The organism is Kosakonia sp. AG348 (assembly GCF_003337365.1).
Classification (GTDB): domain Bacteria; phylum Pseudomonadota; class Gammaproteobacteria; order Enterobacterales; family Enterobacteriaceae; genus Kosakonia.
The window spans coordinates 621,500-645,302 of sequence record NZ_QPJR01000003.1 but is presented as its reverse complement, the minus strand read 5'-3'; the positions used below and the strand labels follow the sequence as shown (position 1 = coordinate 645,302).

Below are 23,803 nucleotides of genomic sequence, written 5' to 3'. Positions count from 1 at the left end.
CCGTTATCTTCGCCACGCCAGCCGTACGCCTTTTTGCTCCGCGCTTTTCGCCCCTTCTCGCGTAACGAATAACCCCGCCGCCGCCATCAACGTTTCACCATAAAACAGCAGCGGCGTGGTATCGCGCCGCCAGGGCGCCACGCCAAGTTCCTGCCAGATTTTCTTCAGCTTGCGCCCGCCGCTGCGCCCGACGATATGCAACATACCGGGTGCCTGAAAGCGGATCGAAACCGCCTCATCAGCGTTGGGGGGGCGAATTTCCCCACCCGCCACTAGCAACAGCTCACCAAGACCCGCCGGTAATGTTAGCGGCTCGAAAGGTGCCAGCCACGGCAGTTGCGTATCACGCTGGCTTTCAATGGCGCGGATCCACCACAAGCACGACTGATAACGACGCACTTCGAACTCACCAAGTCGCAGACACGGTGAGGCATCTTCTCGCGCCAGCGCCACTTCCTGCCATAAGCGATCAAGCATGCCGCGTGATGGCATGACCGCGCCGCGCTGCGCCAGCCAGCGACGCAGCAGCGCCCGACGGCGCGCATCGCTTAGCGTATAAAGAGGGACAAGCTCCAGCGCCCCTTCAGCCGTCGTCGCCGCATCAAGTTCCGCCGCCAGTAGCTCATCAAGTAACTGCTCTTGTTCGCCACACAGCGCGGCACTTCGCGCAACAGCGTCGGCGAAATGTGGCCAGCGTGCCGCCAGCACCGGTAAAACCTGCAAGCGTAAAAAATTGCGATCGAAGCTGGCGTCGGCGTTACTTTCATCCTCAATCCATGACAGCGCATGGTGAAGCGCCCACTGGTGCAGCTCATCGCGAGTTTGTGTCAGTAAGGGTCGAATAAGCTGAGTGCCGGCAAAAGGCATACTTTCGGGCATGGCCGCCAGCCCGGCAGGCCCGCTGCCGCGTTTTAACGCCAGCAGGAACGTTTCACACTGATCGTCCAGATGCTGAGCCGTTACCAGCACGTCACCGGGCAGCAGTGCCTCCGCAAATGCCTGATAACGCGCGTTGCGCGCCTGCGCTTCAATCCCTTCCCCGGTGTTCACCAGTTGAACGCGAACGACGCTGAGCGGGATCTGCCAGCGCGCGCAAATATCCTCACAATGCTCCGCCCAGGCGTCGGCGTGCGGGCTAAGCCCGTGGTGAATATGAATGGCGCGCAGTTTGAGTTCGGGAAATTGCTGACGCCAAAGCATCAATTTATGCAGCAGGACGGTTGAATCCAGCCCACCGCTAAACGCCACCAGAAACTGGCGCGATGTGGTCGGCATTGATGCAAAAAAGGGCGTGGTCATAGCGATTATCAAAACGGAGTAATGCCCGGCACGTTACCGGGCATTAGCGGAAGTGGCAAGTATTACTGCTGGTAAAGCTCGAGCGGCAGGCCATCAGGATCGGTAAAGAAGGTGAAGCGTTTGTCGGTGTAAGGATCGATGCGGATCTCTTCGCACTGCACACCGTGAGCCGCCAGATGCGCCACCGCCTTGTCGATGTCATCAACGCTAAACGCCAGATGGCGCAGCCCGCAGGCTTCTGGTCGGCTGGGGCGCGCAGGCGGGAACGGGAAAGAAAACAGCTCAATCACATACTGGCCGTTCAGCGCCAGGTCGCCTTTCCATGAATCACGTGCTTCGCGATAGACCTCGCTTTGCAGCGTAAACCCGAGGAGATCGCAGTAAAACGCTTTGCTCTTCGCGTAGTCCGTAGCAATGATGGCAATATGATGAACCTGTTTTAAACCCAGCATAGTCTCTCCTTTTTTGATGCCAGAACGTTACGCCTGCCGGTGTTTGCCCGCAATAGCTCAGCGGTTTTTTAGGACTCGTACCCGATAAACGCCCTCTTCGTCCCGCTTCGCGCCATGAATATCCGTCTCAAAACCGGGATAGTGGCGGCCAATAGCGCAAAGCATCAGCAGGAAATCCAGCACGGCTCTGCTCGCTTCGGTGATCATTTCACCGGGCATCACCAGCGGCACGCCTGGCGGATAAGGCAGGATCATATTCGCCGAGATTCGCCCTATCAGTCGCTCAAGCTCAATGGTTTCCACCTCGCCCTGAATTTGCCGCTGCCAGGCCTGGTGCGGCGTCAGTTTCATTTCCGGTAATACATCAAACGCTTGCAGCATTAAACGTGGAAGATCGTGCTGGCGGATGAGCTTATGGATCCCCTGCGCCAGATCCTGAATGCGCATATTGCGGTAGAAATCCGGATCTTCGGCGTAGAGATCCGGCAGCATATTCTTCACGCGCAGATTCAGATCGTAGGCGCGTTTAAACTCCATCAATCCGCGCAGCAACCCCATCGCGCGGGTTTTATCAATGCCAATACTGAACAAAAACAGCAAGTTATATGGCCCGGTTTTCTCAACCACCACACCGCGCTCATCGAGAAACTTCGCCACCAGCGCCGCCGGGATCCCCTCGTCGCTCATGTTCCCCAGCTCGTCCATCCCCGGCGTCAGGATGGTCACTTTAACCGGATCGAGAAACATATGGTCGGCATCCGCATCGCGAAAACCGTGCCATGCTTCACCGGGCGCGACCGGCCAGCAGTCCGCCTCTTCAATCTCTTCTGGTTGCCAGATATCAAAGAACCAGCCATCGGCTTCATCTTTCAGCCGCTGAACTTCTTTACGGAAATGCAGCGCGCGCTCGACGGAACGGTTAATCAGACGTTTGCCGGGATTACCGCGCAGCATCGCAGCCGCCGTTTCGATGGAGGCCACCAGCGGGTAACTCGGCGAGGTGGTGGTGTGCATCATAAATGCTTCGTTAAAGGTGTCTTCATCATATTCACCTTTAATATGAATCAGCGATGCCTGTGAAAATGCCGCCAGCATTTTGTGCGTCGACTGGGTTTCAAAGAACACTTTTCCCGGCACCCGCTCGCCGCTCATGCCGCTTTTCCCGGCGTAGATCGGGTGGAAATTGGTATAAGGAACCCAGGCAGAATCGAAGTGGATCGACGGCACATCAAGCGTCTTTTTGATCCAGTCGGTGTTATACAACAGTCCGTCATAAGTGGAGTTGGTGATCACCGCATGTACCGGCCAGCGTGCGCCCGCTGTTTTTGCCACCTTCTGTTCGATGCTGGCATGGGTAAATTCACGACGAGGGATCCCGCCCAGAATCCCCAGCGCATTGCGCCCGGGTTTCAGCCATAGCGGCGTAACGTCGCTCATCATCAGCAGATGTGCCAGTGACTTATGGCAGTTACGATCAATCAACAATGTGCTGCCGGCCGGTGCGGCATACATGCCGACGATTTTATTCGAGGTCGAGGTGCCGTTGGTCACCATGTAGCTCTGCTCCGCGCCAAAGGTGCGGGCGATATACTCTTCGGCTTCCAGATGAGGGCCTGTGTGATCCAGTAACGAGCCCAGCTCCGTGACCGAAATAGAGACATCTGCTTTTAACGTATTGCCACCGAAAAAATCGTAAAACAGGCAGCCAACCGGGCTTTTCTGATAAGCCGTGCCCGCCATATGCCCCGGCGTACAAAAGGTATATTTACCTTCTTTAACGTAGGTAAACAGCGCGCGGGTAAACGGCGGCGTGATAGTTTCGAGGTACTCGCGGGTGTACTGGCCGATACGCGTAGCAATATCCTCGGACACACCCAGCGCATACTCGAAAAACCACAGCGCCATGCGCATATCCTGGATGCTGACGTCCATCGTCGAGTGGGTATTGATAAAGGCGTACAGCGGGAGATATTCGTTAAGCTGATTGATTTCGCTGCACAGATCGAGGGAGTACTCATCCCAGTCAAAGATAACGCCGCAGATGCGCGGGTTGTGTTCGATAAATTTCAGTAAGTCGGTGCTGTTTTGCGGCCAGATAAGTTGAAAGCCCTGGGCCTGTAATGCCTGCTCCAGCTCCTTAATTGGCTCATCTTTATAGAAAACGCCATGTGGTCCCATGATGGCAATAATATTCACGGCTACCTCCGTTAAAAACCTTAGCTAAGCATAGTTGAGGTAAACGGCAGGTATAAAAAAAGCCACACAGCGGTGCGGCTTTTCAGAGTGGGATGAGGATCAGGCGTAGCCGTAGCTCATCAGACGCTGGTAACGGCGGTTACGCAGATCGTCTTTGCTCAGCACATCCAGATCGGCCAGATCGGCCAGCAGTTGTGCTTTCAGCGACGCCGCCATCGCTTCCGGGTTACGATGAGCGCCGCCCAGCGGTTCCGGAATGATCGAGTCGATCAGTTTCAGTTCTTTCAGACGCGGGGCGATAATCCCCATCGCTTCGGCAGCCAGCGGCGCTTTATCGGCGCTTTTCCACAGAATCGATGCGCAACCTTCCGGGGAGATAACAGAATAGGTGCTGTATTGCAGCATATTCACTTTATCGCCCACACCAATCGCCAGTGCGCCGCCGGAGCCGCCTTCGCCAATCACGGTGCAGATAACCGGCACGCTCAGGCGGGACATTTCACGCAGGTTACGCGCGATCGCTTCGGACTGACCACGCTCTTCCGCGCCCACGCCCGGATAAGCCCCCGGCGTGTCGATAAAGGTAATGATCGGCATGTTGAAGCGTTCTGCCATTTCCATCAGGCGCAGCGCTTTGCGATACCCTTCCGGTGCCGGCATACCGAAGTTACGGCGGATTTTTTCTTTGGTTTCGCGGCCTTTCTGGTGGCCGATGATCATCACCGGACGCCCATCCAGACGCGCGATACCGCCAACAATGGCTTTATCGTCAGCATAAGCACGATCGCCAGCCAGTTCGTCGAACTCGTCGAAAGCCAGGCGGACATAATCCAGGGTGTATGGACGCAGCGGATGGCGAGCCAACTGCGCGACCTGCCATGCGCCAAGATCGGCGAAAATTTTACGTGTCAGCTCAACGCTTTTCTCACGCAGACGATGCACTTCTTCGTCGATGTTAATATCCAGTTTTTCATCCTGACGGCCAACGGCGGTCAGAGAATCGATTTTCGCTTCCAGCTCAGCAATCGGCTGTTCGAAATCAAGGAAATTCAGACTCATAGTATTCCTGTATTAGTCAAACTCCAGTTCCACCTGCTCCGAACCTATGAGGCCACGCAGATCGTTGAGTAAACGATCGCTCGGAGAGACACGCCACGTTGCGCCGAAGCGTAATCGCGCGCGCGCATCCGTCCTCTGATAGTAGAGATGTACTGGAATGGTTCCCGAACGGTGGGGTTCCAGAGACTGACGGAGTCGGTTTAAAAGCTGGTCATCAATTTGCCTGTCCGTCAGCGAGATAGCAAGCCCGCGGGCATATTTTTCCCGGGCTTCGTCAATGTCCATCACTTCGCGGGCGGTCATTTTAAGCCCCCCACTGAAGTCATCAAAGCTGACCTGTCCGCTGACGATAAGTATGCGGTCTTTTTCCAGCAGTTGCTGGTATTTATCCAGGGCGTCAGTGAACAACATCACTTCAAGACGCCCGGAACGGTCATCCAGGGTACAGATGCCGATACGATTGCCGCGCTTGGTGACCATAACCCGCGCGGCAATGACGAGCCCCGCCGCCGTGGTCACTTTCCCACGTTCGGTCGGATGCATGTCTTTCAGCCGGTAGCCTCCGACATAGCGCTCAATTTCTTTTAAATACTGGTTAATCGGGTGACCTGTCAGGTACAACCCTAACGTTTCACGCTCGCCATCCAGCACAACCTGTTCCGGCCACGGCTGGCAACTGGCGTAGGACTGCTCGATCTGCTCCGGCTCTTCTGCCAGCACGCCAAACATATCCGCCTGCCCAATCGCCTCGGCTTTCGAGTGCTGATCGGCGGCTTTCAGCGCATCGCCCAGCGCGTTCATTAGCGCAGCGCGATGCGGGCCAAGGCGATCAAACGCCCCGGACATAATTAGCTTTTCCAGTACCCGACGATTGAGTTTTTTGATGTCGGTACGGGCGCAAAGATCGAACAATTCGCGGAAGTAGCCGCCGTTGTTGCGCGCTTCAATGATCGCTTCGATCGGGCCTTCCCCCACGCCTTTGATCGCGCCGATGCCGTAAACAATTTCGCCATCGTCATTAACGTGGAAATGGTACAGACCCGAGTTGATATCCGGCGGCAGAATTTTCAGCCCCATGCGCCAGCACTCATCGACCAGGCCAACCACTTTCTCGGTGTTGTCCATATCGGCAGTCATTACCGCCGCCATAAACTCGGCCGGATAGTGCGCCTTCAGCCACAGCGTCTGGTACGACACCAAAGCATAGGCGGCAGAGTGCGATTTGTTAAATCCGTAACCGGCGAATTTTTCCACCAGGTCGAAGATTTTCATCGCCAGTTCGCCGTCGATACCGTTTTTCTTCGCGCCATCTTCAAAAATCGAGCGCTGCTTGGCCATCTCTTCCGGCTTTTTCTTACCCATCGCACGGCGCAGCATATCTGCGCCGCCAAGGGTGTAACCCGAAAGCACCTGCGCAATCTGCATCACCTGTTCCTGATACAAGATGATGCCATAGGTTGGCTCCAGCACCGGCTTCAGGCTCTCGTGCTGCCACTGAACATCCGGGTAGGAGATCTCTTCACGCCCGTGTTTACGGTCGATAAAGTTATCCACCATGCCTGATTGCAGCGGACCCGGACGGAACAGCGCCACCAGAGCGATCATATCTTCGAAGCAGTCAGGCTGCAGGCGTTTGATCAGGTCTTTCATGCCGCGGGATTCAAGCTGGAAAACCGCCGTGGTTTCCGAGCGTTGCAGCATGTCGAAACTTTTCTTGTCATCCAGCGGAATAGCGGCAATGTCCAGCGGCGGCTCGCCGTTCTTCTCGCGCCGGGCGTTAATCATCTCCAGCGCCCAGTTAATGATGGTTAGCGTACGCAGCCCAAGGAAGTCGAACTTCACCAGACCCGCATATTCCACGTCGTTTTTATCGAACTGGGTAACCGGATGCTGACCGGCTTCATCACAATACAGCGGCGCAAAGTCGGTAATTTTGGTTGGCGCGATCACCACACCACCGGCGTGTTTCCCGGCGTTTCGCGTCACCCCTTCCAGCTTGCGCGCCATATCGATCAGCGCTTTGACCTCTTCGTCGGCTTCGTAAATTTCTGGCAGTTGCGGCTCGGCTTCAAACGCTTTGGCCAGCGTCATGCCCGGATCCGGTGGCACCAGTTTTGAAATTCGGTCGACAAAGCCATACGGGTGGCCAAGCACGCGGCCAACGTCGCGGATAACCGCTTTCGCCGCCATGGTACCAAAGGTGATGATCTGCGATACCGCATCGCGCCCGTACATATCCGCCACGTGCTCGATAACCTGGTCGCGTTTTTCCATGCAGAAATCGACGTCGAAGTCAGGCATCGACACACGTTCCGGGTTAAGGAAACGTTCGAACAGCAGGTCAAACTCCAGCGGATCGAGGTCGGTAATTTTCAGCGCATACGCCACCAGCGAACCCGCACCGGAACCACGTCCCGGCCCTACCGGCACGCCGTTGTCTTTCGACCACTGGATAAATTCCATCACGATGAGGAAGTAGCCCGGGAACCCCATCTGGTTGATAACCTGGAGTTCAATATCGAGACGTTCATCGTAAGGCGGGCGCTTTTCAGCGCGCACGTTTTCATCCGGGAAGAGAAATGCCAGTCGTTCTTCCAGCCCCTCTTTGGATTTCGCCACGAGGAAATCCTCGGTGGTCATATCCCCCGTCGGGAACTGCGGCAGGAAATATTCGCCAAGACGAACGGTGACGTTACAGCGTTTGGCGATTTCGACCGTATTCTCCAGCGCTTCCGGGATATCCGAGAAGAGCTCGCACATCTCCTCTTCGCTGCGCATGTATTGCTGCGGCGAATAGTTACGCGGGCGTTTGGGATCGTCGAGGGTAAAACCGTCGTGGATCGCCACGCGGATCTCATGGGCGTCGAAGTCGCCGGCATCAATAAACCGCACATCGTTGGTCGCAACAACCGGCAAGTCATGCTCTTCTGCCAGTGCGACAGCGGCATGCAGGTAAGACTCTTCGTCCGCTCGCCCGGTACGGATCAGCTCAAGGTAGTAGCGATCGTGAAAATGGGTTTTATAGAACTCAAGACACTGCTCAACCAGTGCACTATTGCCGCGCAGCACGCTTTTACCCACGTCGCCCATGCGCCCGCCGGAAAGCAGAATCAGCCCTTCATTGAGCTCCAGCAGCCAGTCGCGGTCAATCCACGGGCCGAGCGCGCCATAACCACGCTGGTAGGCGCGCGAAATAAGCAGCGTCAGGTTTTGATAACCGGTGTTGTTGATAGCGAGAACGGTGAGCTGCGTCAGCTCGTCGCCAAGCAGATCGCTTTGCACATGAAAATCAGCACCGACGATAGGCTTCATCCCGGCACCGTGCGCCGTTCCGTAGAACTTCACCAGACCACACAGGTTGGTAAAATCGGTGATCGCCAGCGCAGGCATGCCGAGCGCGGCCGCCTTTTTCACCAGCGGTCCGGTTTTCGCCAGCCCGTCAATCATGGAATAGTCGCTATGCACCCGCAGGTGTACGAAACGTGGTTCAGCCATTTTTAGATCCCAGCCTGGTTTATTTCACGTTCACAAGAATCAGGACGCAAGACCCAACGCGCGTTTGACCGGCGCAAAGCTGCGTCGGTGATGCTCGGTTGCGCCGTGCTCCGCCAGTCTCTCCAGATGGAAAGCCGTAGGATAGCCTTTATGCTGCGCAAAGCCATATTGCGGAAAAATGATATCAAGTTCGGCCATCTCCGCATCGCGGGTTACTTTGGCGAGAATAGACGCGGCGCTGATTTCTGCGACACGGCTATCGCCTTTTACCACCGCCAGCGAAGGCATTGGCAAAGCCGGACAACGATTACCGTCGATCAGCACGAACTCAGGCGCAATTGCCAGCCCGGCAACAGCGCGCTGCATCGCCAGCATGGTGGCATGCAAAATGTTCAACTCGTCAATTTCATGCGGTTCCGCGCGGCCCAGGCTCCAGGCCAGCGCCTTCTCTTTGATCTCATCGCAGAGCGACAAACGGCGTTTTTCGGATAATTTTTTAGAATCGTTCAAACCGATAATAGGACGCTTGGGATCGAGGATCACCGCAGCTGTTACTACCGCGCCCACCAGCGGGCCGCGACCGACTTCATCCACACCCGCGACCAAATGCGTATGCGGATAAACAAACTCTATCATTGTGCTAACTCCAGTACGGCGTCAGCCGCCTGTTCATCGGCATTGCAGCGAATCTGCAAATGCAATTCGCGGAAAATGTCGTGCATCTCGTGGCTGGTTTTGCCGTTGGCCAGTAAGGGTTCCAGCGCGGCAGCAAGCGCCTGGGGATTGCATTCATCCTGGAGCAACTCTTTAACCAGCTCACGCCCGGCAAGCAAGTTTGGCAGCGACACATAGGGCGTTTTTACCAGACGTTTCGCCAGCCAGAAAGTGAATGGCTTCATACGATAGCCAACTACCATCGGGCATTTCGCCAGCATGCACTCCAGCGCAGCGGTCCCCGAGGCCAGCAGCGCGGCGTCTGCGGCGATCATCGCTTCCCGCGCCTGGCCATCAAGCATATGCACCGGCAGCTCGGGTGCGACTTCCGCTTTAATGCGCTCAAACTGTTCACGCCGTTTCGCATTGACCAACGGCACAATCACTTCAAGATCGGGGTAGCGCTCACGCAGCAACTGGGCGGTACGCAGGAAGTCCGCACTCAGCATTTCGACTTCCGCCCCGCGACTGCCCGGCAGTAAAGCCAGACAATGCACGTTATCAGCAATCCCAAGGTGCGCCCGCGCCGCGTTCTTATCGGGATCCAGCGGCATGGCATCCGCCATGGTATGGCCGATAAAACGGCACGGTACGTTAAATTTATCGTAAAACGCTTTTTCGAAAGGCAGAAACGCGAGCACCAGGTTGGTGGCTCTGCCGATTTTGAAAACGCGTTTTTGTCGCCACGCCCAGACGGACGGACTGACATAGTGGATGGTTTTAATACCCTGCGTTTTCAGATTGCCTTCGAGGGTAATATTGAAATCCGGCGCATCGATGCCGACAAAAACATCCGGTTTCAGTTCGCTAAAACGACGGGTTAAATCGGCGCGGATATGCAGCAGACGGCGCAAACGCCCCAGCACCTCAACGATGCCCATTACCGCCAGCTCTTCCATTTCATACCAGGCTTCGCAGCCTTCGGCCTGCATATGCGGCCCCGCGACGCCGACAAAACGAGCATTCGGCAGGCGAGCTCGCAGCGCGCGGATAAGACCGGCACCAAGAATATCGCCGGAGGTTTCTCCGGCGACGAGGGCGATCGTAAGAGGACGCGCGTCGATCATTAACGGATCAAACCACGTGTTGAGCGCTCAAAGAACTGCATAAATGCGTCAACTTCCGGGTGCTTCGCAGCAAGCTCAGCAATTTCCGGTTTCGCCTCTTCCAGCGTTTTACCGCTGCGGTACAGCAATTTGTACGCATTACGAATAGCCACTAACGCTTCTCTGCTAAAGCCGCGACGTTTCAGACCTTCAATGTTCACACCAAACGGTGTGGCATGGTTGCCCTGAGCGATCACGTAAGGCGGTACGTCCTGGGCAACGCCAGAACACCCGCCAACCATCACGTGCGCACCGATAATGCAGAACTGATGCACTGCGGTCATGCCGCCGATGATGGCAAAGTCGTCGACGGAAACATGCCCCGCCAGCGTCGCGTTATTTGCAAGGATACAGCGATTTCCAACCGTACAATCGTGCGCAATGTGCGCGTTGATCATCAGTAGGTTATCGCTGCCCACCTTCGTCAATCCACCACCCTGTACTGTGCCACGGTGGATGGTGACGCTTTCGCGGATGCGGTTGCGATCGCCAATTTCCACACGAGTCGGTTCACCAGCATATTTCAAATCCTGGTTCACCTCGCCGATGGAGGCGAACTGATAAATCTCGTTGTCACGACCAATGGTCGTATGACCATTCACCACGACGTGAGATTTCAGTACGGTACCCTCACCAATTTCTACGTGAGGTCCCACAATACAAAATGGGCCAATATGAGCGTTAGCACCAATAACGGCACCGTCTTCAACAATGGCAGTAGGATGAATAAAGGCGGTTTTATCAATCACGTATCAGGCCTCCCGGCTACGTGCACACATCATAGTAGCTTCACAAACAATTTTACCGTCTACCAGCGCAACCCCTTTAAAACGGGTCAGGCCACGGCGGGTTTTTTCGAAAGTGACTTCCATGATCATCTGATCGCCTGGCACAACAGGACGCTTAAAGCGCGCTTCGTCGATACCGGCGAAGTAATACAGCTCACCCGGCTCCAGTTTACCAACGCTTTTAAACGCCAGAATACCGGTTGCCTGCGCCATTGCTTCAAGAATCAGCACGCCCGGGAAAATCGGTTTGCCAGGGAAGTGCCCCTGGAAAAACGGCTCGTTTACCGAAACATTTTTGACTGCGCGCAGAAAACGACCTTCTTCAAAATCCAGCACGCGATCAACCAGTAAGAACGGGTAGCGGTGCGGCAGAAGCTCCAGGATCTCTTCAATGTGCAGAGTATGAGTGTCAGTAGTCAAAATACTCTTCCTGTCCAAATATACTAAAAGGCAATAATAACACGGCCCGCGGCAATCATAAGAATGCCAACAGGCCGGGAAGTATATACACTTTATTCTTCGAGGTGCAGAGGCTTTTCTGTCCCGCGAATTCTTCTGTGTACAAGCGTTATGCGGATGAATTATTCGTCTTGTTGATTAACCTTGCGCTCGATAGCTTTCAGGCGCTTGCTCATATCATCAATATTCATCACCAGGGCTGCGGTTTTTCGCCACACTTTGTTCGGTTGCAGCGGGATACCTGAGGAGTAAATACCCGGCTCAGTGATAGGACGCATGACCATCCCCATCCCCGTTACGGTAACCTTGTCGCAAATTTCCATGTGCCCGTTGATTACGCTGGCGCCGCCAATCATGCAATAGCGACCAATTTTTAAACTACCCGCCATGATGACGCCACCGGCAACCGCAGTATTGTCGCCAATCACAACGTTATGTGCAATCTGACACTGGTTATCAATGATGACGCCATTACCAATGCAGGTATCATCCAGCGCACCACGATCGATGGTCGTACATGCACCGATCTCAACGTTGTTACCGATAATGACGCGACCAAGCTGTGGGATTTTAACCCAGTTGCCACGATCGTTGGCATAGCCAAAGCCATCGGAACCTATCACCGTGCCGGATTGGATCAGGCAATTTTCACCGATCTCAATCTCATGGTAAATGGATACATTGGCCCACAGACGCGAACCCGCGCCAATTTTCGTATTTTTCCCAACGAAGCAACCCGGACCGATGACCACGTTATCGCCCAGGCTAACGCCAGATTCGATCACGGCGTTCGCGCCAATTGCTACGTTGCTACCCAGCTGAGCCTTAGGATCAATCACTGCTCCAGGCGCGATGTTCTGCGCAGGCTGCGGCGTGGTATCAAGAATTTGCGCCATACGTGCGTAGGTCAGGTAAGGATTTTTTACGACCAGCGCAGCGCTGTTGGCAAAGGGAAGATCGTCCTGCGTCATTACAACGGCAGAGGCCTGACATGCGGTCAGGTGTTCACGGTACTTAGGATTGACCATGAAAGTGATGTGGCCCGCTACGGCAGATTGCATGGACGCAACGCCGGTGATGACGATATCGCCATCACCGTGTAGTTCTGCATCCAACTGCTGAGCTAAATCAGCCAGTCGAATTGAAGGCATTACTTATTTAACCTGTTTCAGTACATCAGCGGTGATGTCTTTTACATCGTTGCTGTTGTAAATAACGGCGTTGGAAGGAATAACCAGATCAACACCCTGATCAGAAGCCACTTTTTTCACTGCGGTCTGGATACGAGTCACCAGCTTGCCGCGTTCTTCATTAGAACGACGGGCCTGATCCTGCTCGAAAGCCTGCGCTTTTTGAGCGAATGCCTGGCGACCAGAAGTGATGTCTTTTTCCAGCTTGCTGCGATCGCTTGCCTTCATCGTGGAACCATCGCGCTGCAAACGCTGTGCTTTTGCTTGCAGGTCGGATTCCATGCTTTGCAGTTCGCTCGCGCGGCCGCCGAATTCGTTTTTCATGGTCTGAGAAACGCCGGAAGTCTGCGCAACCTGCTGCAGCAGGCTACCCATATCAACAATCGCAATTTTGTCAGCGGCCTGGGCTGACGCAGCCATTGCCAAACCGAAACCTGCAGCTAATAACAACTTTTTCACAATTAACTCCTTACCATCCCGTTTGTACCCGGAGGTACAGTTCTTTGCGTGGCCGGGCTTTCCATTGAAAGCCTCAACCATCACTACACTGCTGGTGCATTCCATTGCAGTACGGCGTTACCAGGTTTTACCGATATTAAACTGGAACTGTTCCGCTTTGTCTCCATCGTACTTTTTAAACGGCTGGGCGTAGGAGAAAACCAACGGCCCCAATGGGGACATCCATTGTAATGCGATACCGGCAGACATGCGGATATTGCTCGGATCGCTATAATCCGGAATACCCAGCGCTTTCATCTGCGCGGTATTTTGCCAGTTTGTATCCCACACGCTACCCGCATCCCAGAAGAACGAGGTCCGCACAGAGTTGGCGTATTTATCACTGATAAACGGCGTTGGTGTAATCAGCTCGGCGCTGACAACTCCCATTGCGTTACCGCCCACCGCATCATTAGACTTACAGAGCGAGTCTGCAACGGTATTCTTACAGTTGCTTTGGTTGTTGCCACCGTAGTAAACCGCTTTCGGACCAATGTTGTTGGACTGGAAGCCACGCACAGTGCTGGAGCCACCTGCGTAGAAGTTCTCATAGAACGGCAGCTCTTTGCCACCTAAACCGTCACCATAACCCCAACGTGTACGGCCTAAGACCACCCATTTGTGATCGTCGTCAATCGGGAAGTAAGACGCAGTGTCGACAGTGACTTTATAGAACTCGTTATCCGAGCCCGGAACCGTCACTTTACCGTTCAGGTTGACGCGTGAACCTTTCGTCGGGAAATAACCGCGGTCAAGGTTGTTGTAAGTCCAGCCGTAGTTAAAGGTGAAATCATCCGCCGAATAACCGTTGCTGTCGTTCTGCGTGCTGGCATTCTGCCCCACGGAATCCAGGTAACGCCACATTGCCACCTGCGGTTCCATCTTCGACAGGCTGTTATGAACATAGCCTAAACCAGCGCGCAGCGTGTTGTATTCGTTGATCGGGAAACCGAGCGTACCATCAAGACCATAGCTCTTGTTGGTATAGGACGACAGATCCGCATCGTCAGCTTTAAAGTCGTTATAGAAGATACGACCGCCAAGGCTCACGCCATCAACCGTAAAGTACGGGTTGGTAACGGAGAACTCGGAGTAGGTCTGGTAGTCGTTTTTGGTTCCGCTGATACCAACGGAATAACCGGTACCTAACCAGTTATCCTGCTGAACACCAACCTGGAAGCTGACGCCGCTTTCGGTACCGTAGCCAACGCCGAAGTTGAAGCTACCGGTGTTACGCTCTTTCACCTTATAGACCACATCAACCTGGTCCGGGCTACCCGGGATACGCTGGGTTTCCGTATCGACAGTTTCAAAATAGCCCAGGCGGTTCAAACGCTCTTTACCCTGATCGACCAGATCGCTGCCCAGCCACGCACCTTCCATCTGACGCATTTCGCGACGCAGTACGGAATCTTTAGAGGTGTCGTTACCTTCAAAGCGAATCTTACGCACGTAGAAGCGGTTGCCAGCATCAACGTTGATATGCAGCTTAACCGTTTTGTCCGTGTCGTTGATTTCAGGCTGCGACTGAACGCGCGGGTAGGCGTAACCATAGCGACCGAGAAGCTTTTTAATGTCATCTTCCATTTTGGTCACTTTGGCACCGTTATACAGCTCACCCGGCTCGATTTTGGTCAAGCTTTCAATTTCCGCAGAGTGGCCTGCGAGATTACCGCTAACCTGCACACCAGAGAGTTTGTACTGATCGCCCTCGGTCACGTTAACAGTAATGTAAATGCCTTTTTTGTCCGGCGTCAGGCTAACCTGCGTCGAATCAATGTTGAAACGTGCGTAACCGCGATCCAGATAGTAGCTGCGCAGCGTTTCCAGGTCGCCCGCCAGTTTCTGTTTCTGGTATTTACGATCGCCGACAACGTTCCACCACGGCACTTCATCACGCAGCTGGAATGTGGAGATCAGCTGTTCCGTCGTGAAGGCATGGTTGCCGACAATATTAATCTGTTGGATTTGTGCGGAAACGCCTTCCTGGAAGACCAGCTTCAGGTCAACGCGGTTACGCGGCAATGGGGTGACGACAGCTTTGACGCTGGCGCTGTACTTACCCACGCTGTAGTAGAAGTCTTCCAGCCCTTTTTCGATATCGGAGAGGGTGGTGCGATCCAGTGATTCACCCACACGGACGCCAGAAGCTTCAAGGTTCTGTTTCAGCATGTCATCTTTCACCGACTTGTTGCCGGAGAAGGTGATGCTGGCGATTGTCGGGCGTTCTTTCACCTGAACGAGGAGCGTATCACCATCACGCAGGACACGAACATCCTCGAAGTTGCCGGTGGCAAACAACGCGCGAATGGTGTTACTGATATCTTCATCATTCACCGTATCGCCAGGACGAACTGGCATACTGAGGAGGGCCGCACCAACGGCGACACGCTGTAGGCCTTCGAAATGAATATCCTTCACTACGAATCCATCAGCACCGTATACGGTGGCGCTGCTAAACAGCAGCGACGCTATGAGCAACTTTTTCATCGCCATCGTTATTATGCGTTCTTCCTAACAAACTCTCTTACAAGCGAGAGAAATCATTGAAAAGTGCAAGCCCCATTAACAGCACCAGCAAGATAGAGCCAATGCGATAACTAAAGTCTTGAACTCGCTCGGATACCGGTCCGCCCTTCAGCTTCTCAATCGCCAAAAACAGCAGATGCCCGCCATCAAGAACAGGCAGAGGGAACAGGTTAATGATGCCTAAGTTCACGCTGATCAAAGCGAGGAACATCAGGTAGTAAATCAACCCGAACTCCGCTGACATCCCAGCCCCCTGAGCGATAGAAATCGGCCCACTGAGGTTGTTCAGTTTTACATCACCGGTGATCAATTTCCCCAACATACTGACCGTTAGCTTCATCAACTGCCAGGTTTTATCCGTGGCTTCAACAATGGCGCTAAATGGCCCGTACTGGCGTACTGTTTTGTATTCATCTGGCAGAGGAATGACTTTGGGCACCACGCCCGCAAACCCTTCTGCCTTGCTACCGGGCTTTGTATCCGGTATCAACGTCAAAGACAAGGGAGCCCCTTGTCTTTCTACTTCCAGCGCTAACGACGTACCTGGGTTATCCCGTACCAGCGTAACGAACGTCATCCACTGCGTTAACTGCTGACCATCGACTTTAACGATCCTGTCGCCAGCTTGCAAACCCGCTTTGCTGGCAGCGGAACCGGGTTGCACCTCCGCAAGCACCGGTTCAAGCTGTGCCGCACGGGGACGGATCCCCAGCGACATAACCGGATCGTCTTTATCAGGCGCAAAGGCCCAGTGACGTAAATCCAGCACCTTATCCTGGCGATTGTTACTGCCGAATGGCGCTACGCTGACGGTCGTCTGGCTATCGCCGATTTTAGACACCAACTGTAAGCGCACAGCATCCCAATCAGGCGTTTCGATGCCATCAATCGCTTTAAGTTCCGTGCCAGGTGCAATTTGCGCGTTTGCAGCGATAGAGTTGGGCGTTATTTCACCAACAACCGGACGAACGCCAGGGACACCGATGATAAACACCAGCCAGTAAGCGAAGATGGCAAAGATAAAGTTAGCGATGGGGCCGGCAGCGATAACGGCGGCACGCTGGCCGACCGTTTTATTATTGAAAGCGTAGTGGCGCATTTCCGGCGTAACCGCCTCAACGCGCTCATCCAGCATTTTGACATAACCACCCAGGGGGATCAGGGCGATGACGAATTCGGTGCCGTGTTTGTCAGTGCGACGCCAGAGCGCTTTACCAAAACCGATGGAAAAACGCTCAACCCGCACGCCACAGCGGCGAGCAACCCAGAAATGGCCAAATTCATGCACGGTGATCAATACACCAAGCGCAACAATGAACGCCGCCAGATTCCAGAGAATGCTCAGCATAAAACCTTCCGTCAAATCGTCCTGAAAACCAGCAATAACAGGCAGGCAAATACAGGAACTGCCGCTGTCAGGCTGTCAATGCGATCCAGTATACCGCCATGACCAGGAATAAGATGCCCACTATCTTTAATTCCGGCTTCACGCTTGAACATACTTTCCGTGAGATCGCCCAATACTGAGGCTAACGCCGCGACCACCGAGCAAATAAAGAGCGTAGATGAGGTTACATCCAGGTTCGCCCATGCGCCATAACCCCAGGAGATAATACCCGCAGTCAGCAGGCCTCCCAGGAAACCTTGCCAGGTTTTCCCCGGCGAGACTTTTGGTGCAAGTTTATGTTTGCCAAACAGTTTGCCGAACATATAAGCGCCTGAATCTGCTCCCCAAACGAGGATCATCACGTACAACAACCACAGCGCGCCGCTGTAGTGGTTTACATCGTAATGCCACACGCGCAGCGCCAGCATGCCCCAGAAAAAAGGGATAATCGTCAAGATACCGAAAATCAGGCGCAAAATTTTAGAGTGGCGCCACGCCGCAGCGGATGACGGGTAACTGAGGACTAACACCAACGCCACCAGCCACCAGGCCAGAGAGGCCCAGAGCGAGAACGTCACCAGCGGATGATGGGTATTATGGTGATATTCCGGCAACGTAAATAGCATAAGGGCGAGTAAAAACCCGCATAATACGGCCAACCAAACCCGCTGAGTCCGGGACGTAAAGCCGCTCAGTTGCCCCCACTCCCACGCAGCGAGCATGCAAACAGCGAGCGTAACGATCGCAAATCCCACCGGCGGCAGCAAAAAAAGCGCTGCAATAACAATGGGTATCAATACAAAAGCAGAAATCAGGCGATACTTCAGCAAAAGCAACCCCCATCAGGCTTTGTCGCCACCTGGCTCGGTACCGCCGAAACGACGCTCTCGATTGGCAAAGGCATGCAGCGCACCTTCAAAGTCTTGTTCATCAAAATCGGGCCAAAGAACATCTGTAAAGTAAAGTTCGGCATAGGCAATTTGCCAAAGTAAAAAATTACTTATGCGATGTTCCCCACCAGTCCTAATCACTAAATCCACAGGAGCCAGCTCATGCATGCAGACTTGCTTATTGAGCGTTTCTTCATCAATTTGATCCGGGCGCAACAGCCCTTCCTGCACCTGCTCGGCAAGCTGCCGGACTCCCTGTACGATATCCCAGCGCCCACCATAGTTCGCTGCGATATTCAGCGTCAGCCCGGTGTTCTGGGCAGTTAACGCTTCCGCTTTGCGGATTCTCTCCTGCAAACGCGTATTAAAACGACTGGTATCGCCAATAATGCGTAAACGCACATTATGGCGGTGCAGGCTTTTTACTTCGCTATCCAGCGCCCACACAAACAACTCCATCAGCGCACTTACTTCCTGCGCCGGGCGATTCCAGTTCTCGCTACTAAAAGCATAAAGCGTCAGTGCATCAATACCATTATTGGCGGCAAAAGAGACCGCACGGCGTACAGACTTCGCTCCGGCCCGATGACCAAAAGCCCGAAGTTTCCCTTGTCTTTTCGCCCAGCGACCATTGCCATCCATAATTATCGCTACATGGCGGCAGCCATGCGTTGGCAAACTTTCGCTTATCGGTTGGTTAGCAGACAACATAACGCGTTTTAGTCCCTGAAAAGGATTTAGCGGTACTCAGGAATACAAAAGCCTTTACGCAAAAAAGCCGTGTAAACCACGGCTTACACCAAACGCCATAATACCAACTGGCAATTTTGTGGCGCAGACTATATCACCGAAGCCCAACGCTAACAAATAGCACCGTCACTCATCGCTGTAATATCACTGGCTTGCGAGGCGCATCACTTGTTTTTGCGCAACATCGCGTGCCTGTGCATCCACAGCCAGCACGTCATCAATGCTCTGCGGTTCGCGCAAATCCATCTGTTCAAGCACAGAAAGATTCAGGGCAGCAATATCTGTGAAACGGATAGCCGATGCCAGGAATGCCGAAACAGTGACCTCATTCGCCGCATTGAGCGCCGTTGTTGCCGCCTGCCCTTCGTCAGAAGCATCAATGGCCAGCTTCAGGCAAGGATAGCGGTCAAAATCGGGCTGCGCGAAACTTAACGAACTTAGTTTGCAAAAATCGAGGGCATTAACACCTGACGGCACTCGTTCCGGCCAGGCCATCGTATGAGCGATGGGCGTACGCATATCCGGCTCACCCAGTTGTGCCAATACACTGCCATCCTGGTAACGCACCATGGAGTGGATCACCGATTGCGGGTGAATCAACACTTCCATCTGGCGGGCAGAGGCATTAAACAACCAGCGCGCTTCAATGTATTCCAGACCTTTATTCATCATAGTGGCGGAGTCAACGGAGATCTTGCGCCCCATTGACCAGTTCGGGTGCCGACACGCCTGATCCGGCGTCATTGCGGCCAGATCGGAAAGTGGGGTCTCCCGGAACGGGCCACCAGACCCGGTAAGCAGAATAGACGAAACGCCATTCTGCTCCAGATCAGCGTACCCCAGGTTATGTTGAATTGTTTCCGGTAAACTCTGAAAAATAGCGTTATGCTCGCTGTCTACCGGCAAAAGCTGCGCCCCGCTCTCCTTCACCGCCTCCATAAACAGACGGCCGCACGTCACCAGAGCCTCTTTATTCGCCAGCAGCACCGTTTTCCCGGCACGAATAGCCGCAAGCGTTGGTACCAGGCCCGCAGCGCCCACAATGGCCGCCATCACCTGATCGACGCCGCTTAGCGCCGCCATTTCACAGGCTGCCTGTTGGCCGCTCAGCACGTCTGTTCGGCTACCATGTTCCCGCAAAGCACGCTTTACCTGTTGCGCGCTTTCGTCATCGTCCATCACCGCAAATTTGGGAGAAAACTCAAGGCACTGCTCAACCATGCGGGTAACATTTTTACCGGCAACCAGCGCAGTAACGGAGAAACGATCGGGATTGTGGCGAACCACGGCCAGCGTGCTGCAACCAATAGAACCCGTTGAGCCCAGAAGAGTTAAATGCTTCATGAAACGCTCGCAACGTTGCAAGGATAAAAAGCAAAACGCCGCCAGCAAAGCCACTCTCGCGGCTCTCTGTACGGCGTTTTAGTGGTTTGTTTCGAATCAGAACTGCATCAGTTCCGCTTCTTTATCCGCCAGCGCCGCATCCACTTTTTTGATTGCAGCATCGGTCAGCTTCTGTACGTCATCCTGAGAACGACGATCGTCGTCTTCACTGATCTCTTTATCTTTCAGCAGTGCTTTCACTTTATCGTTCGCGTCACGACGAACGTTACGAACCGCAACGCGCGCTTGTTCAGCTTCGCCGCGTACAACTTTGATCAGATCTTTACGACGCTCTTCGGTCAGTGCCGGTAGCGGAACGCGAATATCGCTACCCGCAGAGCTCGGGTTTAAACCGAGATCGGAGGTCAAAATGGCTTTTTCAACAGCCGGGCTCATTGAGCGGTCAAACACGTTGATTTTCAGCGTACGGGAGTCTTCAACGGTAACGCTCGCCAGTTGGCGCAGCGGAGTCGGCGTACCGTAGTATTCCACAACGATGCCATCGAGCAGACTCGGGGAAGCGCGACCAGTGCGCACTTTGCTGATTTGAGTTTTGAACGCTTCGACGCATTTATCCATGCGTACTTCAGCATCTTTTCTGATATCGCTAATCACGTTACGGATCCTTGAAATCTTGTCGCAGGCAGGCCATACGGCGGGTGTGCTAAGTATAGCCTGTTCAATTTTTGGCACCCTGAAGATGCCAGAAAGAACTGCTCAATAAATTAAAGCGGAATCTTACCTTTATTTATTGCTTACGGGAATTATTCCGTAATCAATGTGCCTTCTTTTTCGCCCATGACAACGCGACGCAGCGCGCCAGGTTTGTTCATGTTGAACACGCGAATCGGCAGTTTATGGTCGCGAGCCAGCGTAAAGGCCGCCAGATCCATCACTTTCAGTTCTTTATCCAGCACTTCGCTGTAGCTCAGCTGTTCGCACAGGGTGGCGGTCGGATCGAGCACTGGATCGGCAGTAAACACGCCGTCCACTTTGGTCGCTTTCAGCACCACATCCGCTTCAATCTCAATACCACGCAGGCATGCTGCAGAATCGGTAGTAAAGAACGGGTTACCTGTACCGGCGCTGAAAATGACCACGCGGTTGTTACGCAGCAGGCTAATCGCCTCTGCCCAGCTGTAGTTGTCGCAAACGCCATTTAACGGGAACGCGGACATCAGACGTGCGTTCACATAGGCACGATGCAGCGCATCACGCATTGCCAGGCCGTTCATCACGGTCGCCAGCATACCCATGTGGTCGCCCACTACGCGGTTCATCCCCGCTTTCGCCAGACCCGCCCCACGGAACAGGTTGCCGCCACCAATCACCACGCCAACCTGAACACCCAGTTCAACCAGCTCTTTAATTTCCTGCGCCATACGGTCAAGAATGCTTGCGTCAATACCGAAGCCTTCGGATCCCTGGAGCGCTTCGCCGCTCAGCTTAAGCAGAATGCGTTTATAGACGGGTTTTGCATTGGTAGCCATGTTTCTTTCCTGAGACTGTCAACAATTGGACGGGGGTTAATACCGGCGCTTATGATACGTCGCCTGCCAGCGCAAACACTAGTGTGCTGGCTGATTTTCAGATGAAGGGCATAAAAAGAAGCCGCCCTCAGGCGGCTCCTTTTATTGATTAAGACTGCTTGGACATGGCAGCAACTTCTGCTGCGAAGTCAGTCTCAACTTTCTCGATGCCTTCGCCCACTTCGAAGCGGATGAAGCCAGTTACGTCAGCGTTGTGCTCTTTCAGCAGCTGAGCAACAGATTTGCTCGGATCCATAACGAAAGGCTGGCCAGTCAGAGAAACTTCGCCGGTGAATTTCTTCATGCGGCCTTCAACCATTTTCTCTGCGATTTCTTTCGGTTTGCCAGACTGCATGGCGATGTCCAGCTGAACCTGGTACTCTTTTTCTACGACTTCAGCAGATACGTCTTCCGGTTTAACGAATTCCGGCTTGCTTGCAGCGATGTGCATTGCCAGCTGTTTAACCAGCTCGTCATCAGCGCCTTTAGCCGCAACCAGAACACCGATACGTGCGCCATGCTGGTAAGAACCCAGCACTTCGCCTTGCAGCGCAGAAACGCGACGGATGTTGATGTTCTCACCGATTTTAGCAACCAGTGCAACGCGCTCTTCTTCGAACTGCGCTTTCAGAACTTCAACGTCAGTGATTTTGCCAGCAACCGCTGCGTCCAGAACTTTGTTAGCAAATGCCTGGAAACCACCGTCTTTTGCCACGAAGTCAGTCTGGCAGTTAACTTCCAGAATGATGCCGTAGGTGCCGTCGATTTTGGTGATGATCACGCCGTCAGCAGCAACGTTGCCTGCTTTTTTCGCCGCTTTGATCGCACCAGACTTACGCATGTTCTCGATCGCCAGCTCGATGTCGCCGTTCGCTTCAGTCAGCGCTTTTTTGCAATCCATCATGCCTGCGCCAGTACGTTCACGCAGCTCTTTTACCAGGGATGCGGTAATTTCAGCCATTCTTTATTCCTCGGGAGAGATATGACCTGCACGGTTTGCAACCAAACAGGCTTAAAAGTGAAAAAGGGGGCCATTAACAGGCCCCCTAACCAAACTCGGTACTACCTGCTCAATAAGGGGCTCAACGAGCGTGCCTTATTACTCAGCTTCTACGAAGCTTTCTTCCGCCTGAGTAGCCAGATCCGAAGAACGGCCTTCACGAACGGTAGCAGCAACGGCATTCAGGTACAGGCTAACAGCACGGATTGCGTCATCGTTACCCGGGATAACGAAGTCAACGCCGTCCGGATCGGAGTTGGTATCAACGATAGCAAATACCGGGATACCCAGGTTGTTTGCTTCTTTGATTGCGATGTGCTCGTGGTCAGCGTCGATAACAAACAGTGCGTCCGGCAGACCGCCCATGTCTTTGATACCGCCCAGGCTGTTTTCCAGCTTGTCCAGCTCACGAGTGCGCATCAGCGCTTCTTTCTTGGTCAGCTTGTCGAAGGTACCGTCTTGAGACTGAGTTTCCAGGTCTTTCAGACGTTTGATGGACTGACGAACGGTTTTCCAGTTAGTCAGCATACCGCCCAGCCAGCGATGGTTCACGAAGAACTGGTCGCAGCTCTGTGCAGCTTCTTTCACCGCTTCGCTTGCAGCGCGTTTAGTACCAACGATCAGGATTTTGCCTTTACGAGCAGCAATTTTGTTCAGCTCAGCCAGCGCTTCGTTGAACATCGGTACAGTTTTCTCAAGGTTGATGATGTGAACTTTGTTACGCGCACCGAAGATGAACGGCTTCATTTTCGGGTTCCAGTAACGGGTCTGGTGACCAAAGTGAACACCAGCCTTGAGCATGTCGCGCATGGAAACAGTTGCCATGTTTAAAACCTCTATATAAAAGTTGGGGTTATGCCTCCACGTATCCCATATTACCGACCCCGAAGGGCACCCCGGAATATGTGCCGATACGTGTGTGTTATTACACAAAGTGAGATTTGTGGCTCCCATCCCAAAACAGGAACGGAAGTCCGGCGCGCTTTATACCATAAAACACCGCCGGAAACCAATAGTTGTTGACGCAGAGTGCTGTTAATGATTCTCGATTTGGCACAACACTTGCCCGACTGTTACCA

20 protein-coding genes are annotated in these 23,803 nt (G+C 53.7%); all 20 read right to left on the bottom strand.

The genetic code is table 11. From position 1 onward, the window contains the following. Nucleotides 1-3 precede the first annotated feature (3 nt). On the bottom strand, nucleotides 4-1,299 hold the full coding sequence (gene tilS / locus DFO56_RS10165; protein ID WP_045512044.1) for a tRNA lysidine(34) synthetase TilS: 1,296 nt from the start codon (nucleotides 1,297-1,299) through the stop codon (nucleotides 4-6). Nucleotides 1,300-1,361: 62 nt separating this feature from the next. After that, complete coding sequence (locus DFO56_RS10160) at nucleotides 1,362-1,751, bottom strand: VOC family protein (RefSeq protein WP_045512040.1); 390 nt, start codon at nucleotides 1,749-1,751, stop codon at nucleotides 1,362-1,364. A 57-nt stretch (nucleotides 1,752-1,808) separates the two neighbouring features. Then, complete coding sequence (locus DFO56_RS10155; protein WP_020456618.1) at nucleotides 1,809-3,947, bottom strand: lysine decarboxylase LdcC; 2,139 nt, start codon at nucleotides 3,945-3,947, stop codon at nucleotides 1,809-1,811. Nucleotides 3,948-4,046: 99 nt separating this feature from the next. Then, complete coding sequence (gene accA, locus DFO56_RS10150) at nucleotides 4,047-5,006, bottom strand: acetyl-CoA carboxylase carboxyl transferase subunit alpha (RefSeq protein WP_020456617.1); 960 nt, start codon at nucleotides 5,004-5,006, stop codon at nucleotides 4,047-4,049. Between the two features lie 12 nt (nucleotides 5,007-5,018). Next, the gene (gene dnaE / locus DFO56_RS10145; RefSeq protein WP_045512037.1) at nucleotides 5,019-8,501 is read right to left on the bottom strand and encodes a DNA polymerase III subunit alpha; all 3,483 of its coding nucleotides are present in this window, start codon (nucleotides 8,499-8,501) and stop codon (nucleotides 5,019-5,021) included. A 39-nt stretch (nucleotides 8,502-8,540) separates the two neighbouring features. Further along, complete coding sequence (gene rnhB, locus DFO56_RS10140) at nucleotides 8,541-9,137, bottom strand: ribonuclease HII (RefSeq protein WP_045512034.1); 597 nt, start codon at nucleotides 9,135-9,137, stop codon at nucleotides 8,541-8,543. Next, complete coding sequence (lpxB, locus tag DFO56_RS10135; protein WP_045512031.1) at nucleotides 9,134-10,282, bottom strand: lipid-A-disaccharide synthase; 1,149 nt, start codon at nucleotides 10,280-10,282, stop codon at nucleotides 9,134-9,136. Before lpxB ends, rnhB begins: the two co-directional genes overlap by 4 nt. Then, complete coding sequence (lpxA, locus tag DFO56_RS10130; RefSeq protein WP_045512028.1) at nucleotides 10,282-11,070, bottom strand: acyl-ACP--UDP-N-acetylglucosamine O-acyltransferase; 789 nt, start codon at nucleotides 11,068-11,070, stop codon at nucleotides 10,282-10,284. The genes lpxB and lpxA overlap by 1 nt, the downstream gene beginning before the upstream one ends. Before the next feature lie 3 nt (nucleotides 11,071-11,073). Then, complete coding sequence (fabZ, locus tag DFO56_RS10125) at nucleotides 11,074-11,529, bottom strand: 3-hydroxyacyl-ACP dehydratase FabZ (protein WP_017458006.1); 456 nt, start codon at nucleotides 11,527-11,529, stop codon at nucleotides 11,074-11,076. A gap of 161 nt (nucleotides 11,530-11,690) precedes the next feature. Further along, nucleotides 11,691-12,719: a UDP-3-O-(3-hydroxymyristoyl)glucosamine N-acyltransferase gene (gene lpxD, locus DFO56_RS10120; protein WP_045512024.1), complete on the bottom strand. Its 1,029-nt coding sequence runs from the start codon at nucleotides 12,717-12,719 to the stop codon at nucleotides 11,691-11,693. A 3-nt stretch (nucleotides 12,720-12,722) separates the two neighbouring features. Continuing rightward, complete coding sequence (gene skp, locus DFO56_RS10115) at nucleotides 12,723-13,217, bottom strand: molecular chaperone Skp (RefSeq protein WP_020456611.1); 495 nt, start codon at nucleotides 13,215-13,217, stop codon at nucleotides 12,723-12,725. 117 nt (nucleotides 13,218-13,334) lie between these two features. Next, the gene (bamA, locus tag DFO56_RS10110) at nucleotides 13,335-15,752 is read right to left on the bottom strand and encodes an outer membrane protein assembly factor BamA (RefSeq protein WP_020456610.1); all 2,418 of its coding nucleotides are present in this window, start codon (nucleotides 15,750-15,752) and stop codon (nucleotides 13,335-13,337) included. A gap of 31 nt (nucleotides 15,753-15,783) precedes the next feature. Further along, nucleotides 15,784-17,133, bottom strand: a complete 1,350-nt coding sequence (gene rseP, locus DFO56_RS10105) for a sigma E protease regulator RseP (RefSeq protein WP_020456609.1) — start codon at nucleotides 17,131-17,133, stop codon at nucleotides 15,784-15,786. A gap of 11 nt (nucleotides 17,134-17,144) precedes the next feature. Then, on the bottom strand, nucleotides 17,145-18,002 hold the full coding sequence (cdsA, locus tag DFO56_RS10100; RefSeq protein WP_020456608.1) for a phosphatidate cytidylyltransferase: 858 nt from the start codon (nucleotides 18,000-18,002) through the stop codon (nucleotides 17,145-17,147). A gap of 12 nt (nucleotides 18,003-18,014) precedes the next feature. Beyond that, a complete protein-coding gene (gene ispU, locus DFO56_RS10095) occupies nucleotides 18,015-18,773 on the bottom strand; it encodes a (2E,6E)-farnesyl-diphosphate-specific ditrans,polycis-undecaprenyl-diphosphate synthase (RefSeq protein WP_017458000.1) in 759 nt (252 codons plus the stop codon). Between the two features lie 183 nt (nucleotides 18,774-18,956). After that, nucleotides 18,957-20,156, bottom strand: coding sequence for a 1-deoxy-D-xylulose-5-phosphate reductoisomerase (gene ispC, locus DFO56_RS10090; RefSeq protein WP_045512021.1), 1,200 nt, complete (start codon nucleotides 20,154-20,156; stop codon nucleotides 18,957-18,959). Nucleotides 20,157-20,252: 96 nt separating this feature from the next. Further along, nucleotides 20,253-20,810, bottom strand: a complete 558-nt coding sequence (frr, locus tag DFO56_RS10085; RefSeq protein WP_017457998.1) for a ribosome recycling factor — start codon at nucleotides 20,808-20,810, stop codon at nucleotides 20,253-20,255. Nucleotides 20,811-20,959: 149 nt separating this feature from the next. Beyond that, nucleotides 20,960-21,685 (bottom strand): UMP kinase, encoded by a 726-nt coding sequence (pyrH, locus tag DFO56_RS10080; RefSeq protein WP_017457997.1) that lies wholly within the window; start codon nucleotides 21,683-21,685, stop codon nucleotides 20,960-20,962. A 148-nt stretch (nucleotides 21,686-21,833) separates the two neighbouring features. Then, on the bottom strand, nucleotides 21,834-22,685 hold the full coding sequence (gene tsf, locus DFO56_RS10075) for a translation elongation factor Ts (protein WP_045512017.1): 852 nt from the start codon (nucleotides 22,683-22,685) through the stop codon (nucleotides 21,834-21,836). Between the two features lie 138 nt (nucleotides 22,686-22,823). Then, nucleotides 22,824-23,549: a 30S ribosomal protein S2 gene (gene rpsB, locus DFO56_RS10070; RefSeq protein ID WP_020456605.1), complete on the bottom strand. Its 726-nt coding sequence runs from the start codon at nucleotides 23,547-23,549 to the stop codon at nucleotides 22,824-22,826. Between the last annotated feature and the right edge of the window lie 254 nt (nucleotides 23,550-23,803).

Bases quoted from the DNA above. Each gene is read 5' to 3' on its own strand.
- tilS (WP_045512044.1), bottom strand. From the start codon at position 1,299: ATGACCACGCCCTTTTTTGCATCAATGCCGACCACATCGCGCCAGTTT.
- DFO56_RS10160 (WP_045512040.1), bottom strand. From the start codon at position 1,751: ATGCTGGGTTTAAAACAGGTTCATCATATTGCCATCATTGCTACGGAC.
- accA (WP_020456617.1), bottom strand. From the start codon at position 5,006: ATGAGTCTGAATTTCCTTGATTTCGAACAGCCGATTGCTGAGCTGGAA.
- dnaE (WP_045512037.1), bottom strand. From the start codon at position 8,501: ATGGCTGAACCACGTTTCGTACACCTGCGGGTGCATAGCGACTATTCC.
- rnhB (WP_045512034.1), bottom strand. From the start codon at position 9,137: ATGATAGAGTTTGTTTATCCGCATACGCATTTGGTCGCGGGTGTGGAT.
- lpxB (WP_045512031.1), bottom strand. From the start codon at position 10,282: ATGATCGACGCGCGTCCTCTTACGATCGCCCTCGTCGCCGGAGAAACC.
- lpxD (WP_045512024.1), bottom strand. From the start codon at position 12,719: ATGCCTTCAATTCGACTGGCTGATTTAGCTCAGCAGTTGGATGCAGAA.
- bamA (WP_020456610.1), bottom strand. From the start codon at position 15,752: ATGGCGATGAAAAAGTTGCTCATAGCGTCGCTGCTGTTTAGCAGCGCC.
- rseP (WP_020456609.1), bottom strand. From the start codon at position 17,133: ATGCTGAGCATTCTCTGGAATCTGGCGGCGTTCATTGTTGCGCTTGGT.
- ispU (WP_017458000.1), bottom strand. From the start codon at position 18,773: ATGTTGTCTGCTAACCAACCGATAAGCGAAAGTTTGCCAACGCATGGC.
- ispC (WP_045512021.1), bottom strand. From the start codon at position 20,156: ATGAAGCATTTAACTCTTCTGGGCTCAACGGGTTCTATTGGTTGCAGC.
- pyrH (WP_017457997.1), bottom strand. From the start codon at position 21,685: ATGGCTACCAATGCAAAACCCGTCTATAAACGCATTCTGCTTAAGCTG.
- tsf (WP_045512017.1), bottom strand. From the start codon at position 22,685: ATGGCTGAAATTACCGCATCCCTGGTAAAAGAGCTGCGTGAACGTACT.
- rpsB (WP_020456605.1), bottom strand. From the start codon at position 23,549: ATGGCAACTGTTTCCATGCGCGACATGCTCAAGGCTGGTGTTCACTTT.